Genomic DNA, 17151 nt, shown 5'->3' with positions numbered 1-17151 from the left:
GTTTGCCGTACGGGGCCTCAGCCCTGTCGCACCGCCCACGCGGCGTCGCGCCCCGCGGCGTGGTCCAGCTCCACGAAGCGCACATGGCCCTCGCCGCTGACCTCCTCGCTGCCCCGGCGCAGCATGTCCTCGGGCGCCGCGCACACCAGCGTGGGCACCGAGACCGCCGCCAGCCGCTCGCGGGACTCGAAGAGGAACGCCGCGCGGTAGGAGTGCCGGTAGGTCGGGCCGCTCTTGAGGAACTCCAGCACCAGGCGGTGCAGGTGCGCGGGGTCCGAGGGCGCCGTGGGGCGCGCGGTCGCCGCCGTCTGGCGATACCAGGGCCAGAACAGCTGCACGTCGCGGATCGTGTGCCAGGCGCGCAGCAGGTGCTCCCCGTGCCGCTCGGGCTCCATCGAGATGAAGTAGCTCTCCAGCAGGTCGGCGCGCTCCTCCTCGCCGAGCACCGGCAGTCCGTCGGCGACCACCCCGGCCACCAGGTCCGGACGCTGGCAGGCCAGCTCGAGCGCGATGCACGCCCCCGTGTGGCTGCCGTACGCCGTGACGCCGGCGAGGCCCAGCGCGTCGAGGACCGCGGCGTCGGCGGCGGCGAACTGATCGATGCGGGGGTCCTCGCCGCGGTGCGCGGAGGAGTAGCCGTTGCCGAGGGTGTCGGGCGAGACCACCAGGTGGTCCCGTGCCAGCTCGCCGATCAGGCCCTCGAAGCTGTCCGCCGAGCCCGGTGAGCCGTGGACGACCAGCAGCGGAGGGGCGCCCGGGTCGCCGTCGATCCGCACGTGGATGACCCCGTGCTCGGTGCGCACGTAGGTCCGCGTCGTACCTCCGAGGTGGGTGACCGGCGGCGCGGGCGGGGCGTCGGGCAGGCCGAGCCCGCGGTCGAACGCGGCGACGAGGTCCTCGAGGTGGGTGGCGTTGTCGACACTGCGGACCTCCATGGTCGGGGCCTCGACCCGCAGCCGGTCGAGGTGCTCGTGCAGCGGGTCCGCGTGCTTGGCCAGCAGCACCGCGGGCACCCGCAGGTCCTGCAGCGCGGCGCGGGCGTCGTAGCGGAACGCCGCGCGGTAGGCCAGGCCCCAGTCCGGGCGCGCGCGCAGCATGTCGAAGGTCATCTGGTGCAGGTCGGCCAGCGCGGGCATGGACTCATCGAGGCGACGCCCGGCCTCCTGGCGGTACCAGGGCCAGAAGGTCCACATGTTGCGCATCCGGTGCCAGGCCTCGGTGAGGTGGGCGCCGTGCCAGACCGGCTCGACCGGCGGGGTGTAGTGCGCGAGCTGCTCGGCCATCTCCTCGACCGTGTAGAGGCCGAGGCCGTCCATCACCAGCTGCGCGACCCGCTCGGGCGCCAGGACCGCGGCCGACAGGGCGATCTTGGAGCCGGTGTGGGTGCCGGCGAGCACGAAGCGCTCCAGCCCGACCGCGTCGGCGAACTCCAGCACCCGGCGCCCGTAGTCGGCGATCTCGGGGTCGGCGCCGCCGTAGGGCAGCGGGTCGGACTGGCCGTAGCCTGCGGTGTCGAGGGCATAGACGGTGAAGTGCGCCGCGAGCCGCTCGATCCACGGTGTCATGCAGGCCGACGACATCGGCGAGGAGTGCAGCACGATGAGCGGCGCCCCCGCTCCGGCACGCCGGTAGTGCAGCTGGCCGCCCGGGAGACTGACGTAGTGACGCTCGATCACTGATTCCTCCTCGTGAAACACTGTTTCGCTTAGTGGAACTATTGTCCTCGTCGGGCGGGCGCCGCACAAGGGCTCAGTGAGGGAGCTGCGTCATCCACCCCAACCCGGCCGAAAGCGACCGGGTGGCCTCCAGCAGCAGCTCGCGGCAGTGGTCGAGCTCGGCGGCGAACCGCGAGGCCGGGCCGCACACGCTGATCACCGCTGCCGGCGAGCCGTCATGACGCAGCACCGGCGCGGCCACCGAGGCGGCACCGTCCTGGCGCTCCCCCGCAGACCGGGCCCACCCCTGGGCGCGCACCCGGAGCAGGTCCTCGCGCAGGCCCACGTCGTCGACGATGGTCGCCGCCCGCACCGAGGCCAGCGGGCCGCCGGCGAGATAGCGCTCGCGCTGGGCGTCGGGCAGGAAGGCGAGGAACACCCGCGACGAGGCGCCGGCGTGCAGCGGGTAGGGCTCCCCCAGCGAGACCGACATGATCACCTCGCGCTCGGGCGTGACCTGGTCGACGTAGATCCGGTCGCGCTCGCCGAGCAGGACCGACAGCGTCGCGGTCTCACCGGTGCGCTCGGCAAGGTCCTCCAGGACCGGGCGGGCCAGGCGCCGCACGTCGATGCGGTCGAGGTAGCTCAGCCCGAGACGCAGCGCACCGACGCCGAGGGAGTAGCGGCGGGTGCGCTCGTCGAGCTCGACGAGCCCGCCGCGCCGCAGCGAGGTCAGCACCCGGTGGACCGCGGACTTGGACAGCCCCATCGCCTCGGCGACCTCGGTGACGCCGTGGTCGGCGCGGGGCTCGCGGGCGAGGTGCAGCAGCATGTCGGCGGCGCGCTCCACCGTCGCGATCGTGGCGCCGGGGGCGACCGGTCGCGCGGGAATCATCGCGTCATCTTTCGTTCCAATCTCCGAAACAGTATTCCTATATGGTGCGATCACTGCGTTGCCCTCCTATCGAAAGGGACCGACCGTGGCGGACCACTCGCACGCCCTGTCCTCGCCCGGCGCCGCCAGCCGGCCGGGCCGCCGCCCCGCCTCGGGGGCCGCGGCGGCCACGACTCCGCGCTTCTCCTATCCGCCGGTCCCGCCGGAGCCCGCGGAGCTGGCGAGCATGCACGGACGGATCGTGGAGCGCCTCGGCAGCCAGATCGCCGCCGGGGAGGTCACCGGGGTGATCGACCCCGACCGGATCGCCACCGAGCTGGGGGTGTCGCGGTCGCTGGTGCGCGAGTGCCTGCGCACGCTGGCCGCGAAGGGCATGGTCCAGGCCCGCCAGCGCACCGGTACGACGGTGACCGACCCGAGCAGCTGGGCGCTCCTGGACGAGCAGGTGATCCGCTGGCGCGCGTCCGGCTCGAGCCGGTTCGTGCAGCTGCGGGAGTCCCTGCAGCTGCGCGAGCGCCTCGAGCCGCTGGCCGCCGGGCTCACCGCCACCCACGCCGACCCCGTGGTGCTCGAGTCGCTCGCCGACGCGGTGGTCCGCATCGACCGCGCGACGCGCGCCGCGGACCCGCGCCTGATGATCGAGGCCGACACGGCCTTCCACCGGCTGCTCTACCTCGGCTCGGGCAACGACATGCTCGCGCGCCTCGCGGGCACCGTGCACGCCTGCCTGCGGGTCCCGGACTTCCAGCGCTACCAGCACTTCTCCTCCGACACCGCCGCCCGCCACGGCCGACTGGTCGACCTGGTGCAGGCCGGCGACGTCGCGGGCGCCGAGCGGGTGTGCGGGGAGCTGATGGACCTCACCCTCGCGCTCTTCCTCAACGCCCACGACCGGGTCATCGCCCGCAGCGCTCCGACCGCCCGCTGAGCGGCGCCCCGTGGGGGCGCCGCCGGGCGGGCCGGGCGTCAGGTCCACCGGCTCAGGTCCACCGGCTCCGGCCCGCGACGTACGACGCGGTGTCGGCCAGGGTCGGGGGCTGCTCGGCGGCGAACAGGTTCGGCGGGAACCGGCTCACGTAGCCGTCGAAGACCTCGCGGTAGAGGTCCCAGTGGATGTCGGGCTGCAGGTGCCGCGCGCGGAACTCCGCGATCGGGATCCGGGCCTGGATCAGTGCCTCGTGCTTGCCCTCGGCCCGGACGATCACCTTGCCGTCGGGCCCGTAGATGGCCGAGCCGCCGGCCCCGGTGTCCTCGAAGTAGGGACCCTTGCGCAGCAGCAGCGCGTTGTTGGCGACCGCCACGTAGACCCGGTTGTACAGCGCGGTGGCGGCGATGTCGGTCTCGGTGAAGCTGCCGCTGGCGGTGCGCAGGATGACCTCGGCGCCCTTGATCGCGAGCGCGCGCATCAGCTCGGGCTCGAGCTGGGTCGAGGAGAGCGTGATGTTGCCCAGCGGCGTCTGGGCGATCGGCAGCACCGCGTCGGCGCCGTAGCGCTCGACGTACTCGTCGAGGACGTCGTAGATCGCGGTCGTGAAGAGCTCGAAGCCGGGGAAGAGCCCGCGCACGTTGCGCGCCTTCCAGTGGCTGGCGACCAGCTCGCCGTCCGGGGCGATCAGGTTGGTCAGGCTCAGCACGTGCCCGGGCCAGTCGGGGTCCTTCACGTAGGCGCCGAAGGCGAGGTAGGAGCCGTACTGGCGCGCCTTCGCCGCGATCGCGGCGACCTCGGGACCGTCGAGGGTGATGCAGCGCTCGAGCGCCTCCTCGCGGGTCCAGGTGTCCCAGCCGCTGATCGGGAACTCGTGGAAGAGCAGCAGGTCCGGGCCGGGGCCGTAGTGGAAGGCGTTGTCGATGAGGTGGAGCATGTGCTGGAGGTTGTCCTCCATGTCGGCCCGGTCCGCCGCGGGGTGGATGCGGGACTGCGCCACCCCGAGGGTCCAGGCGTCCTGCGCCAGCGGGGCCACCGGATAGCGCCCCGGGTTCGTGTCTGCGTGCATGGCTCGCTCTCGTTCTCGGCTCGGAGGGGGTCGGCGGGCCGACGCGTGGCGTCGGCCCGCCGCGGGCGGATCAGGCGATCTTGTGCTCGCGGATGACCGTCCGCTTGACCAGCCGGTCGTCCTCCATCCAGTGCCAGGTGCGCACCTTCTGCTGGCCGTCGCGGCTGAGCTGGATCAGCTCGTAGAGGTAGTTGCCCTTCTTGAGCAGCTCCTTGTAGGTCCAGGTCAGCAGGATGTTCAGCTCGTCGGCCTGGTGCATGTGGCCGCTGATCCGGTCGGTCTCGAAGTGCACGTCGCGACCCTTGAGGATGCCCGGGAACTCCACGGCCTCGACCCGGCCGTCGGGCCAGGTGTAGGTGTTGATCTGCTTGATGTCGCACGAGCCGTCCTCGGGCACCCACATCTTCAGGTGCGAGGCGTGCCGGTCGATCTCGTTGCCCTCGGGGTCGAGGTGGACGTACTCGCCCTCCCACTCGCCCATGTGCTTGCTGAGGATCGGGAAGTCCTGGTCCCAGGGGTTCATTGCGGTGTCCTTCCGGTGGGGGTGCTCGCGACGGGTTCGTCGACGAGCTCGTCGATGCGCAGGCAGGCCACGGCGCGCTCGCCGGGCCGGCTGCGAAGGAGGGGGTGCTCGGTGGCGCACGTCGCGGTGGCGAACGGGCAGCGGGTGTGGAACCGGCAGCCCGACGGCACGTCGATCGCCGAGGGCACCTCGCCCACCAGGCCGTCGCCGTGCAGCTGGCCGATCACGAGCTCGGCCGGCGAGGCGGCCAGCAGCGCGCGGGTGTAGGGGTGCTCCGGTGCGGTGAAGATCTGCTCGGCGGTGCCGGTCTCGACGACCTCGCCGAGGTACATCACCGCGACCCGGTCCACCAGGTGGCGGGCCACGTCGAGCTCGTGGGTGATCAGCAGGTAGGTCAGCCCGAGCTCGGCGCGCAGGTCGGCCAGCAGGTTGACCAGCGTCGCCTTGACGCTGACGTCCAGGCTGGCGGTCGGCTCGTCGAGCACCAGCAGCGCCGGCTCGGTCGCGAGCGCCCGGGCCACGGTGACCCGTTGCAGCTCGCCGCCGCTCAGGTCGCGCGGACGCCGGTCGAGGTACTCGACCGGGAGCCCCACGAGGCCCAGCAGCTCGGTGACTCGCCGCTCCACCGCCTCCTTGCCACTCGCCCGGCCGTGCAGGAGGACCGGCTGGGCCAGGATGTGGCGCACGGTGCGGGCCCGGTTCAGCGCCGACCACGGGTTCTGCGAGACCAGCTGCACGCGACGGCGCGCCTCGGTGTCCTTCACCGTCACCGGTACGACGTCGTGCCCGGCGACCCGGACCACGCCCTGCGTCGCCGGGACCAGCCCGACCAGCACCTTCGCGACCGTCGACTTCCCGCAGCCGGACTCCCCGATCAGCGCGACCGACTCGCCCGGGGCGATCCGCAGGTCGATGCCATCGACGGCGTGCACGACCCGTTCGGGGGCGCCGCGCGAGCGCCGCGGGCCCCGCACGGGGTAGTGCTTGACCAGGCCCTCGACCGAGACGAGGGGCTCGACGACGGCGCTCATGCGGCACTCCCGGGGTGGTGGCAGCGGACCGTGGCGGAGGCGACCTCCCGCGGCGCGGGGTCGATCTCGCGGCACTGCGCGTCGGCGCGCGGGCAGCGCGGGGCGAAGGGGCACCCCGCCAGCCGCTGGGCGCCGCTGACCGTGCCCGGGATCGGGCGCAGCCGCTCCCCCGGCGCGTGCTTGCTCGGCATAGCCGCGAGCAGCGCCTGGGTGTAGGGGTGCTGCGGGTCCTGAAAGAGCTCGAGCGTCGGCGCGACCTCGACCAGCCGGCCGCCGTACATCACGCCCACCCGGTCGCAGACCTGGGCGACCACGTTGAGGTCGTGGGTGACCAGCACGACCGTGTTGCCCAGCCGCTCGCGCAGGTCGATCAGGAGCCGCAGCACCTGCGCCTGCACGGTGGCGTCGAGGGTCGTGGTCGGCTCGTCGGCCAGGACCAGCCGCGGCTCGCGGGCGAGCACGGCGATCGCGATCAGCATCCGCTGCAGCTGGCCGCCGGAGAACTGAAACGGGTAGTCCCCGAGCCGCTCGCGCAGCCCGCCGAGGCCGACGCTGGTGAGCAGCTCGTGCAGCCGGGCGTCGTCCACCTGCCCGCCGGTCAGGCGACGCAGCTGGGCCCGCACCGGGGTGACCGGCGAGAGCGAGGTCATCGGTCGTTGCGGCACCAGCCCGATGTCGGTCCCGCGCAGACCGCGCAACCGGCTCTCGGACATGCCGAGCAGCTCGCGGCCGTCCAGCTCGAGGCGACCGGCCGAGAGCTCGGTGCCCCGCGGCAGCAGCCGCATCAGGGCGCTGAGCAGCGTGCTCTTGCCCGAGCCCGACTCCCCCACCAGCCCGAACACCTCACCGCGGTGGACCTCGAAGGAGACGTCCCGGACGGCCGGCAGCGTGCCCCGGCCGGTCCGGTAGGTCACGTCGAGCCCCTCGACGCGCAGCACCGGCGTCGCTGCGGAGTCCCCGGCCTCCCCGGCGGACCGCGGCTCCCCGCGGTCCCTCACGACGGCTGCCATCCTCAGGCCAGGCGCCGCAGGTTGGCGGCGTCCAGTCGGCCCACGGCGAGCTGGCCGGCGTCGAGGCCGGTGACGTCGCGGCGCTGGGCCACGATCATCCGCGGGTAGACCGGGGGCACCGCGACCGCGTCCTCGGCGAGGATCTTGTCCACCTGGCGGGTCAGCTCGGCGCGCTCGGCGTCGTCGGTGGTCGCCCACGCCTGGGTCATCAGCGCGTCGGCCTCCTTGTTGGAGTAGCCGAAGTTCATCGTGTTGCTCGAGGCGTAGGAGGTGAACAGCGGGAACGCGCTGGCCCCGGCGCTGACGCCGGTGATGTAGGTGGTCATCGAGAGCTCGTAGTCGCCCTCCATCCACCGGGTGATCCAGGTGCCGGCGTCGGTGGTCTCCAGACGGCAGGTGATGCCGGCCTTCGCCCAGCCCTGCGCCAGGACCTCGGCCATCTTGACCGTGGACTCCGAGGAGCTGCTGATGGTGAGCGTGAACTCCACGCCGTCCTCGAGGCCCGCCTCGGCGAGCAGCTCCTTGGCCCGCTCCACGTCGGGGGTCGTGGAGTAGATCTCGAGGTCCGGGTCGTGCGCCTCGAGGGCCGGGCCCGCCGGCCCCTGCGCGGGCACCGCGGTGCCGGCGTACACCAGCTCGGCGACGCCCTCGCGGTCCATGGCGTGGGCGAGGGCCTGGCGGACCCGGACGTCGTCGAAGGGCGCCTTGGTCGCGTTGAAGAAGGTGAGGATCGAGATCGGGGCGTCGACGACCTCGACGGCGAGGGAGTCGTCCTTCTCCAAGGTGGCGACGTTGCTCGCCGGCACGTCGGTCATCACGTGGATCTTGCCCTCGCGCAGGTTGACCAGCCGGGTGCCGGCATCCGGGATCGCGCGGTACTCCAGGGTGTCGGGGCCGCCCGCGGTGCCGTGGTAGCTCTCGTTGCGGCGCAGCAGCACCGACTGGCCCTGGGTGACCTTGTCGATCACGTAGGGGCCCGTGCCGATCGTGGTGTCGTTCTTCTTCAGCGAGTCGCGGTGGATGATCGGCAGGTTGCTCAGGTGCGAGCGCAGCACGCCGTACGGCATCGCCAGGGAGATCACGACGGTGCGCGGGCCCTTGGCCTTGGCGCCCGACACGAAGTAGGCGAAGTAGCTGGTCCAGTCGGTGTACGCCGCGGGGTCGGAGACGTGGTTGATCACGGCGGCGACGTCCTCGGCGGTGAGCGGCTCGCCGTTGGAGAAGGTCACGCCCTTGGCCACCTCGATGGTCCAGGTGAGCCCGTCCTCGGAGACGGTCGGCTCCCCGGCCGCGAGCAGCGGGATCGAGCGCATCTGGTCGTCGTAGGTGTAGAGCGTCTCCACGACCGGGTCGGTGACCCAGGCCAGGGCGTTGGTGGTCGCGACCAGCGGGTTGAGGTAGTCCGAGAGCGCGGGAAGGCCGAGCACCAGCGCACCCCCGGCGACGGGCTTGCCGCCGGCGCCGCCGGAGCGGTTCGTGCTCGAGTCGTCACCGCACCCGGCGAGGGCGACGCCGGCGGTGATGACGCCCAGGGTGCCGAGCAGGCCGCGGCGCGACATGGCGAAGGAATCGGTCTTCATGCGAGCTCCTGAAAAAGAGGTGGTGGTGCGGTCGGTGAGGACGGGCGTCCGCGACGCGAAGCGGGACCGCGCCCGGGCGCGGCCGTGGTGGGACCGGTCGTCAGTGCCGGCCGCCGAGATGGCGGTCGACCTCGTCGCCGAGGAGGTTGATGCCGATCGTGACGAGCAGGATCGCCAGGCCGGGGACCACCGAGAGCCACCAGCCTCCGATCATCAGTGCGCTGGTCGCATCCGAGAGCAGGTTGCCGAGGCTGGCCTGCGGCGGCTGGACCCCGAGCCCGAGGAAGGAGAGGGCGCTCTCGGCGAAGACCGCGACCCCGACCCACAAGAAGCCCTGCACGAGCACCGGCGGCAGCACGTTGGGCAGCAGCTCGCCGAGCATGATCCGGCGCCGGGAGACGCCGACGACCCGCAGCGCGGCGACGTACTCCTCCTGGACCTCGACGAGGGTCGCGGCCCGGGTGACGCGGGCGAAGAACGGGAGGAAGGAGAGCGCGAGCAGCAGGATGACCTTGACGCCGGCGGAGAGGGTCACCGGGCCGAGGTCGGTGGGCCCGGTCCCGATCATGCCGACCACGAACAGCGCCAGCACGAAGATCGGCAGCGCCTGGAGCGCCTCCATGACCCGCATCAGCACGTCGTCGACCCAGGTGCCGCCGAGGTAGCCGGCGAGCAGCCCGATGGGCACGGCCACGACCAGGCCCGCGACGACGCTGCCCAGCGCGACCAGCAGCGAGAGGCGCGCGCCGACCGCGGTGCGGGCGAACAGGTCGCGGCCGAGGTCGTCGGTGCCGAACCAGTGCGCCGCGCTCGGCGCCTCGAGGGCACCGCCGGTGCGCTCGTCGGGCGGGAGCGAGAACAGCGGGCCGAGGAGCGCGAGCGCGCAGAACGCCAGCACCAGGACCAGCCCGATCCAGCCCAGGGCCGACAGGCGCGGGAGCCTCGGGCGGCGCCTGGCACTGACCGTCAGAGCGGGGGCACTCACCGGGAACCACCTCCGACGAACTGGGCACGGATACGCGGGTTGATCGCGAAGTACAAGAGGTCGACCACGAGCGTGGTGACCAGGAAGGTGCCCGCCGTCCAGACCGTCGCGGCGATCGCCACGGGGTAGTCGTGGGCGAGGAAGGAGGTCACGACGAGCTGCCCGACCCCCGGCACGTTGAAGACGTTCTCGACGAGGACCGCGCCACCGATGAAGGTGCCGAGCATCATGCCCAGCACGGTGAGCGTCGGGATGACCGCGTTGCGCAGCGCGAGCCGGGACAGGATCGTCCGCTCGGGCAGCCCGAGGGCCCGCCCGAAGGCGACGTGGTCGGCGTCCAGCGCCTCGATCATCGAGGTCCGCAGCGTGCGGGCGATCACCGCCGCGGCGCCGATGCCGAGGGTGAAGGCCGGCAGCACCAGCGAGCGCAGGTTCTCCACCGGGTCCTCGGTGAACGGCACCCAGCCCGAGCTGGGCAGCACCCCGGGGAGGTAGAGGCCGAAGACCATGACGAGCACGAGGCCGAGCCAGAAGCTGGGGATCGAGAGGGCGACGACGCTGCCGACCCGGACGACCCCGTCGAGGAGCCGGCCGCGGCGGGCCGCGGCGAGAGCGCCGGCGAGCATGCCGACCGCCGTCCAGACCACGAAGGAGACCAGGCCGAGCTCCAGGGTCACCAGCATCCGGTCGCCGAGCAGCTCGGTGACCGGGGTGCCGGTCGTCAGCGACTGGCCCAGGTCGAGGGTGAGGACGCTGCCCACGAAGGTGAGGTACTGCAGCCACAGCGGCCGGTCCAGGCCGAGCTGGGCCATCACGGCGTCCCGCTTCTCGGGCGTGGGGTTGCTGCCGAGGTACGCCGTCTCGGGGCCGCCGGGGGTGGCGTGCAGCATCAGGAACACCATGGTCAAGACGAGCAGCAGCACGACGACCACTCCGCCCAGGCGCCGCAGCAGGTAGGACAGCATCAGCGCGCCCTCCGTCCGTGATCGATCGCACGTTCCGCTCTTCGTAACGTGGTTTCACTCACGCTAGGGCTGCGCCCCGAGTGCAGGAATAAAGTCCTACTTAAGGAGATCGAGCGCCCGATGCGCCGGGCGTTCGCAACCCTTGACATCCACTCCTCGCGACCACGAGACTGCCGAAACAGTGTTTCGATAGGTGGAACGAGGAATGACCAGATGATCAGTGAGATCCGCGTGGCCACCGTGGGCGTCAGCGACCTCGAGCGCTCCCGGCGCTTCTACGCCGAGAGCTTCGACTACGTCGAGCTCGGCGCGGGACGCCTGTCCGGAGAGGCCCTCGGCCATCTGTGGGGCCTGCCGGCCGACATGAGCGCGGACACCGTGCTGCTCGGCCCGGAGGGGGCCACCAGCGGCCTGCTGCGCCTGGTCCAGTTCGACCGCCCCGGGGAGCTCTACTGGGGCGACTACTCGGCCATGCAGGACTACGGCCACTACGCGCTCAACGTCCGGGTCCCGGAGATCCAGGCGGCGGTGCACGCCGTACGCACCAACGGCGGCAGCGCGAAGTCCGGCCCGACCCACTGGACCGTGACCCCCGACCTGTCGGCCTGGGACTCGCTGTCCTACGACCCCGACCGGGTCCTGCTCGACGTCTTCGAGCTCGAGCCCGCGCCCGGGTCGTTGCTGGCCGACTACGACGGGCGCCCCTCGGCCCTGCAGACGGTGGCGATCCACAGCAGCGACGCGCGGCGCTCGGCGCAGTTCTACGCCGCGCTCGGGATGCGGCCGCTCTATGACAAGGTGCTGCACGAGATGGAGGCCTTCTTCGGCCTTCCGGAGGGCACCGGGCTGCACAACATCAACATGATGAACCCGCAGGCACCCGACCTCGGGCGCCTCGAGATCGCCCAGTACGTCGGGTTCCCGGGCCGCTCCCAGCGCGACCGCGCGGTCCCGCCCGCGCTCGGCATCCTCACCGCGTCGTTCGAGACCGACGACCTCTCGGCCGCCGAGCTGCTGCTCCAGGCGATCGGCGCCGAGGCGGCCGGCGAGCGCGTGGAGCTCCACCTGCCCGGCCTCGGCCCGGTGGCGGCCCGCGCCTACTTCGGCCCCGACGGCGAGCGCCTCGAGCTCTACGAGCGTCGCTGACCCGGACGCCCGGTCTCAGGCCGTCGTCAGCGGCAGCGCCGTGACGCCGGCCGGCAGCGGGGCCGACGGGACGGCGTGGCAGGCCGCCTGCTGGCCGTGCGCCTTCAGCTCCAGGGGCGGGTACTCCACCGCGCAGATGTCCATGGCCAGGGGGCAGCGCGGCTGGTAGTGACATCCCGCGGGCCGGTCGATCGCGCTGGGGACCTCCCCCAGCGGCACCGCCTCCTTCTTGCGCTGGCGCGGGTCCGGCTTCGGCGCGGCCGCGAAGAGCGCCCGGGTGTAGGGGTGCTGCGGCTCCGACTCCAGCTGCTGCTTGGTGCCGACCTCCACGATGCGTCCCAGGTACATCACCGCGATGTGGTCGGCGATGTAGGACACGACCGCGAGGTCGTGGCTGATGAACATCAGCGTCAGGCCGAGCTCCTCCTTCAGGTCCTTGAGCAGGTTCATCACCTGCGCGCGGACGCTGACGTCGAGGCTCGCGGTCGGCTCGTCGGCGACCAGGAACTCCGGCCCGGTCGCCAGCGCCCGGGCGATGCCGACGCGCTGCAGCTGCCCGCCGGAGACCTCGTGGGGGTAGCGGTGCAGGAAGTCGGGGTTGAGCCCGACCAGCTCGAGCAGCTCCAGGGACCGGGCCCGCCGCGACGCCGCGTCACCGATCCCGTGCACGCGCAGCGGCTCGGAGATGATGTCGATGAGCCGGTTGCGCCGGTTCACCGAGGAGTACGGGTTCTGGAAGACCATCTGCATGTGCTGGCGCTGCTGACGCAGGTCCTCGCGCGAGAGCGAGGTGACGTCCTTGCCGCGGAAGGCCACGGTGCCCGAGGTCGGCTCCTCGAGGCGCAGGATGCTGCGCCCCATGGTGCTCTTGCCGGACCCGCTCTCCCCGATCACGGCCAGGGTCTCGCGGGCCCGGATGTCCACGGTCACGCCGTCCAGGGCGTGCACGACCTGCTGCTTGCCGCGGGCCCGGGCCAGCAGGCCGCCGCCGACCGGGAAGTGGGTGCGCAGGCCGCGCACGGAGACCAGCGCGGGGGCGCCGTCGTCGAGGGGTCGGGTGCTCATCGGCTCGTCTCCTTGACCATCGGGGTGGGCAGGTCGGTGAGGACCCGGTGGCACGCGGCCCGCGCGCCCCGGTCGCCGACCGGGTAGAGCTCGGGGTCGTCGGTGTCGCAGATGGCGCCGAGCTTGGCGTCGCACCGGTCCGCGAACCGGCAGCCGCGGATCTCCGCGTCCAGCCCGGGCACCGCCCCGCGCATCGCGTAGAGCCGCTCGCCGTCGTGCGGGAAGCCGGGGATCGCGCGCAGCAGCTGGGCGGTGTAGGGGTGCTGCGGGCGCTCGAAGAGGTCGAAGACGTCGGCGACCTCGACCACGCGGCCGGCGTACATCACGACCACCTTGTCGCACATCTCCGCGACGACCGAGAGGTCGTGGGTGACCAGCACCATCGCCAGGCCGCGCTCGGCGCGCAGGGTGCGGAGCAGGTCGAGCACCTGCGCCTCGATGGTCACGTCCAGGCTGGTGGTGGGCTCGTCGGCGAGCAGCACCTTGAGGTCCTTGCTGGCGCACGCGACGGCGATCATGATCCGCTGGAGCTGACCCTGGCTGAACTGGAACGGGTAGGAGTCCAGCTTGCCGGCGCCGTCGATCCCGACGCCGCGCAGCAGCCGGATGATCTCCTCGTCGTACTCCTTGCGCCGCAGGTCGGGACGGTGCAGCGCGAGCACCCGGCGGAACTGGCTGCCGATCGTCCAGGCCGGATTGAAGGAGTTGATGGGGTCCTGGAAGATCATCGACATCTCCCCGCCCCGGACGCGTCGCGCCTCCTCGGCGGAGAGGCCACGCAGGTCGCGGCCGTCGAGCACGATCTCGTCCGCGACCACCTCGGCGGGCGGTCGCAGCATCCCGAGGATCGACTTCAGGGCGGTGCTCTTGCCGGACCCGCTCTCCCCCACGAGCCCGACGATCTCGCCGGGTCGCACCGACAGGGCGAACTCCTGTACGGCGGGGACCGGGGTGCCGCGGAACAGGTAGCTGGTCCGCAGGCCGGTGACCCGCAGGACCTCCCGGTCCTGGGACGCCTCGCCGCTGGTCGCCTCGTCGGTCGTCATCGCGCTCATCGCTCTCCCTCCACACGGTCGGGGGTGGCGACCGGGTCGGTGCCACGGCGGGCCCGTCGCGGGCTCGCTGACTTCTTCTTCATCGCGGTCTTGGCCCGCGGGTCGAGCTCGTCGCGCAGCTGGTCGCCGAGCAGGTTGAAGACCAGCACGAACAGCGCGATCGCGATCGAGGGGAACACCACGAGCCACCAGGCGCCGAGGGTGACGTACTGGCGCGCGTCGGCGAGCAGGGTGCCCCAGCTCGCCCCGGGCGGCTGCACACCGAGGCCGAGGAACGAGACCGCCGCCTCGACGGTGATCGCCATGGCCAGGCCGAAGGCGGCCTGCACGACCAGCGGGGCGGCGATGTTGGGCAGCAGGTTGCGCAGCAGGATGTCGCGGCTGCGTCCGCCGAAGGAGCGCACGGCCATGACGTAGTCCTCGCGCATCTCGGCCAGCACGCTGGCGCGGGCGATGCGGGCGAAGACGGGCACCAGCACGATGCCGATCGCGATGGCGACCAGCGTCTCCGGCCCGATCGGGATCGGCCCGAGGGAGAGGTCGCGCTGGCCGATGATGCCGGTGATCACCGGCACCAGCACCAGCAGCGGGAACGCCAAGATGACGTCCATCAGCCGCATGATCACCGAGTCGCGCCACTTGCCCGAGCGCATGCCGGCGAGCATGCCCAGCGCGGTGCCGACGACCAGCGCGAAGACGACCGCGAGGAAGCCGACCAGGATCGAGACCCGGGACCCGTGCAGGAACCGGGAGAACACGTCACGCCCGACCGAGTCGGTGCCCATCCAGTACTCGCCGCTGGGCGCGGCCATCGGGTCGTCGCCCAGCGCCGCGGGGTCGTGGGGGGAGAAGAACGGCCCGACCAGGGCCAGCAGCAGGAAGAACACGACGCCGATCAGGCTGATCAGGCTGAGCTTGTTCGAGGCCAGCCGGCGCAGCAGGCCGACCTCGTCGGCCCGGTGGACCGATGCCGGCGCGTTCGCCGGCGCCTTCGGCTCGACCGCGGGTGGGGTGGGGATGCTGGTGCTCACCGCGCTCACTCCTTCCCGCTCGCGTAGCCGACCCGGATGCGCGGGTTGATGACCCCGTACAGCAGGTCGACGACGATGTTGATGAAGACGAAGACGGCGGCGATGAACATCATCACGCCGATGGTCACCGGGTAGTCGCGGATGGTGAAGGACTCCACGAGCAGCCGGCCCAGGCCCGGGATGCCGAAGACGGTCTCCACGACGACCGACCCGCCGAGCAGGAAGCCGGTCTGCACGCCGAGCACCGTCACGACCGGCAGCAGCGCGTTGCGCAGCGTGTCCTTCCAGATGATCACCCGCTCGCGCACGCCCATCGCCCGGGCCGCGGACACGTAGTCCTGGCCGAGGACCTCGAGCATGCTGGACCGGGTGAGCCGGGCCACCAGGCCGATCTGCGGCGCGGCGAGGGCGATCGCGGGCAGCAACGTCGTCTTGAGGCTGAGCAGCGGATCCTCGCCCAGGGCGACGTAGCCCTGGTACGGCATGATCCCCGGGAACCACCACCCGAAGGCCAGCACCAAGAACAGCGCGACCACGAAGTTCGGCACCGAGATGCCGGCCAGCGAGCCGACCCGGATGATCTGGTCGGTGAGCCGGTTGGCGCGCAGCGCGGACAGCACGCCGAGCGGGACGCCGATGGCGACGATGAGCAGCAGCGCCATGACGGCGAGCTGGAGCGTCGCGGGCAGCCGGTCCGCGATCGCGTCGGTGACCGGCGCCTTGTCGGAGTACGACGTGCCGAGGTCACCGCGCAGCATGTCGGTGGCCCAGGCCCAGTACTGGGCCCAGATCGGGTCGTCGAGCCGCATGTCGGCGCGGGCCTTGGCCAGCGCCTCCGCCGGTGCCTCCATCCCGACCGAGAGCAGCGCCGGGTCGCCGGGCGAGAGCCGCAGCAGCGCGAACGACACCATCGAGATCACGATCAGCACCGGGACCGCCGAGGCGAGCCGCGACAGCGTCATCCTCAGCATGCTGCGTCCCCTCGACCGGCCCCTCGACCGGCCCCTCGAGCGGTGGGGTGCGCGTCGCGCCCCACGTCCCTCTGCGTCCGCCTCACGGCTCCACTCCTCTCGCCGTCCGGCGCGCCCGTCGTACGGACCGCGCCGTCGGCATTCCTGGACACTCTCGTCACGCCGTCAGCCCTGTGCGTTCCAGCACCAGGTGCGGCACCCCGTGCGGCGGGGTCAGCACGCAGGCGTGCGGTCCCACGAAGGCGACGGGGTCCAGGGCCTGGACCGGCCCCGCGGCGTCGCCGGCAGCGGCCACCACGGCCTCGAGGTCCCCGACGAGCACCACCGCGCCGAGCAGCCCGCGTCGCGGAGCGACGCTGCGGCCGAGCAGGGACCCGCCGACGCCCGCGGGCAGGCCGTAGTCGATCAGGCCGAGGTAGGGCTCACGGGTGCTCGGGCCGACGTTGCGCGAGCGCAGCCGGAGCGGCTCCTCGACGCCGACCAGCGCAGCGAAGCTCGGGTCGTCGATGGCGTACTCGAAGACCACGTCCCAGCCGAGGACCTCGCGGTAGAAGTCGACGACGGACGCGCCGTCGCTCACCGGCGCGGAGATGCTCTGCACCTCGCTGGTACGGCGGTCGCGCACCTGGGCGAAGTCGGCGAAGAACTCCGCCGGCCCGCCGAGGAACGCGGTCACCACGTTGTCGGGCGCCCACAGGTGCGCCTCACGGAAGGTGCCGGCGGCGAGCTCGTACTCGGCCTCGGCCTCGACGACCTCGTAACCGAGGGCGCGGGCGTGCGCGATCGCGGCCTCGTAGTCCGGCGCGTAGAAGTCGATCACCTTGAGCGCGTCGCGGTCGACCCGGGTGCCGTAGGTGCGCACGGTCTCCGCCGAGGAGGGCGTGAAGCTCACCAGCACCACGCCGGACTCGACGCCCGGCGTCTGGAGGACCACGAGCTCCGCTCCGCTCAGCGTGGCCCCGAAGAGCGCGGTAGCCGCGGCGGCGTCGAGGCGGGTGGTGCCGACGACCGCCATCTCGAACACGTCACCGAAGAGGCGTACGTGCTCCTGCGGCGTCGCGGTCGAGATCAGGCCGCCGTACAGCACGGGTCGGTGCGATCCCATCGCGTTCCTCGTTCCTGTGCAGCGCCGCAGACGCGGACGACCAGCTGATGGCACGACGCGCGCCGACCTCGGCCGGCAGCACCGCGCTAGACAGGAGTTTCACCTAGGGGAACGCTGTTCCACAAGGGGTAACGGAGGAA

Annotated in this window: 16 protein-coding genes; 2 read left to right on the top strand and 14 right to left on the bottom strand. The window is 72.3% G+C overall.

Translation table 11 applies throughout. The annotated features are described in order from the left end of the window. Nucleotides 1-17: 17 nt before the first annotated feature. Nucleotides 18-1676, bottom strand: coding sequence for an alpha/beta fold hydrolase (locus GFH29_RS05175; protein ID WP_153322351.1), 1659 nt, complete (start codon nt 1674-1676; stop codon nt 18-20). 73 nt (nt 1677-1749) lie between these two features. Continuing rightward, a complete protein-coding gene (locus tag GFH29_RS05170) occupies nt 1750-2550 on the bottom strand; it encodes an IclR family transcriptional regulator (RefSeq protein WP_153322350.1) in 801 nt (266 codons plus the stop codon). An 85-nt stretch (nt 2551-2635) separates the two neighbouring features. Here GFH29_RS05170 and GFH29_RS05165 point away from each other — a divergent pair, with 85 nt between their 5' ends. Then, a complete protein-coding gene (locus tag GFH29_RS05165; protein WP_153322349.1) occupies nt 2636-3478 on the top strand; it encodes a FadR/GntR family transcriptional regulator in 843 nt (280 codons plus the stop codon). Between the two features lie 52 nt (nt 3479-3530). Here GFH29_RS05165 and GFH29_RS05160 read toward each other — a convergent pair whose 3' ends face one another. The 7 genes from GFH29_RS05160 to GFH29_RS05130 all read right to left on the bottom strand — a co-directional run bounded on the left by GFH29_RS05160 (nt 3531) and on the right by GFH29_RS05130 (nt 10638). After that, nucleotides 3531-4544 (bottom strand): nitrilase-related carbon-nitrogen hydrolase, encoded by a 1014-nt coding sequence (locus GFH29_RS05160; RefSeq protein WP_153322348.1) that lies wholly within the window; start codon nt 4542-4544, stop codon nt 3531-3533. A 70-nt stretch (nt 4545-4614) separates the two neighbouring features. Next, on the bottom strand, nt 4615-5067 hold the full coding sequence (locus tag GFH29_RS05155; protein WP_153322347.1) for a DUF3598 family protein: 453 nt from the start codon (nt 5065-5067) through the stop codon (nt 4615-4617). Continuing rightward, nucleotides 5064-6098, bottom strand: coding sequence for an oligopeptide/dipeptide ABC transporter ATP-binding protein (locus GFH29_RS05150; RefSeq protein WP_153322346.1), 1035 nt, complete (start codon nt 6096-6098; stop codon nt 5064-5066). The genes GFH29_RS05155 and GFH29_RS05150 overlap by 4 nt, the downstream gene beginning before the upstream one ends. Next, nucleotides 6095-7096 carry an ABC transporter ATP-binding protein gene (locus GFH29_RS05145; protein WP_228387776.1) on the bottom strand — a complete coding sequence of 334 codons (1002 nt, stop codon included), beginning with the start codon at nt 7094-7096 and terminating at the stop codon, nt 6095-6097. The genes GFH29_RS05150 and GFH29_RS05145 overlap by 4 nt, the downstream gene beginning before the upstream one ends. Nucleotides 7097-7110: 14 nt before the next feature. Further along, nucleotides 7111-8688, bottom strand: a complete 1578-nt coding sequence (locus tag GFH29_RS05140; RefSeq protein WP_153322344.1) for an ABC transporter substrate-binding protein — start codon at nt 8686-8688, stop codon at nt 7111-7113. Nucleotides 8689-8788: 100 nt separating this feature from the next. After that, the gene (locus GFH29_RS05135; RefSeq protein ID WP_194289030.1) at nt 8789-9673 is read right to left on the bottom strand and encodes an ABC transporter permease; all 885 of its coding nucleotides are present in this window, start codon (nt 9671-9673) and stop codon (nt 8789-8791) included. Further along, a complete protein-coding gene (locus GFH29_RS05130) occupies nt 9670-10638 on the bottom strand; it encodes an ABC transporter permease (protein WP_153322343.1) in 969 nt (322 codons plus the stop codon). The genes GFH29_RS05135 and GFH29_RS05130 overlap by 4 nt, the downstream gene beginning before the upstream one ends. 213 nt (nt 10639-10851) lie before the next feature. On the opposite strand from GFH29_RS05130, the gene GFH29_RS05125 reads away from it, so the two are divergent. After that, nucleotides 10852-11784, top strand: a complete 933-nt coding sequence (locus GFH29_RS05125; RefSeq protein WP_153322342.1) for a VOC family protein — start codon at nt 10852-10854, stop codon at nt 11782-11784. Nucleotides 11785-11799: 15 nt separating this feature from the next. Here GFH29_RS05125 and GFH29_RS05120 read toward each other — a convergent pair whose 3' ends face one another. The 5 genes from GFH29_RS05120 to GFH29_RS05100 form a co-directional block, all read right to left on the bottom strand. Next, nucleotides 11800-12849, bottom strand: a complete 1050-nt coding sequence (locus tag GFH29_RS05120) for an ABC transporter ATP-binding protein (RefSeq protein ID WP_153322341.1) — start codon at nt 12847-12849, stop codon at nt 11800-11802. After that, the gene (locus GFH29_RS05115; protein WP_153322340.1) at nt 12846-13904 is read right to left on the bottom strand and encodes an ABC transporter ATP-binding protein; all 1059 of its coding nucleotides are present in this window, start codon (nt 13902-13904) and stop codon (nt 12846-12848) included. The genes GFH29_RS05120 and GFH29_RS05115 overlap by 4 nt, the downstream gene beginning before the upstream one ends. Beyond that, nucleotides 13901-14935, bottom strand: a complete 1035-nt coding sequence (locus tag GFH29_RS05110) for an ABC transporter permease (protein WP_153337587.1) — start codon at nt 14933-14935, stop codon at nt 13901-13903. The genes GFH29_RS05115 and GFH29_RS05110 overlap by 4 nt, the downstream gene beginning before the upstream one ends. A 5-nt stretch (nt 14936-14940) precedes the next feature. Further along, a complete protein-coding gene (locus tag GFH29_RS05105) occupies nt 14941-15906 on the bottom strand; it encodes an ABC transporter permease (RefSeq protein WP_153322338.1) in 966 nt (321 codons plus the stop codon). Nucleotides 15907-16063: 157 nt separating this feature from the next. Next, nucleotides 16064-17011 (bottom strand): hypothetical protein, encoded by a 948-nt coding sequence (locus GFH29_RS05100; protein WP_153322337.1) that lies wholly within the window; start codon nt 17009-17011, stop codon nt 16064-16066. Nucleotides 17012-17151: the final 140 nt, after the last annotated feature.

Source organism: Nocardioides sp. dk884 (assembly GCF_009557055.1).
GTDB lineage: Bacteria > Actinomycetota > Actinomycetes > Propionibacteriales > Nocardioidaceae > Nocardioides.
The sequence above is the reverse complement of the archived record's forward strand: the minus strand, read 5'-3'. Positions and strand labels throughout refer to the sequence as shown.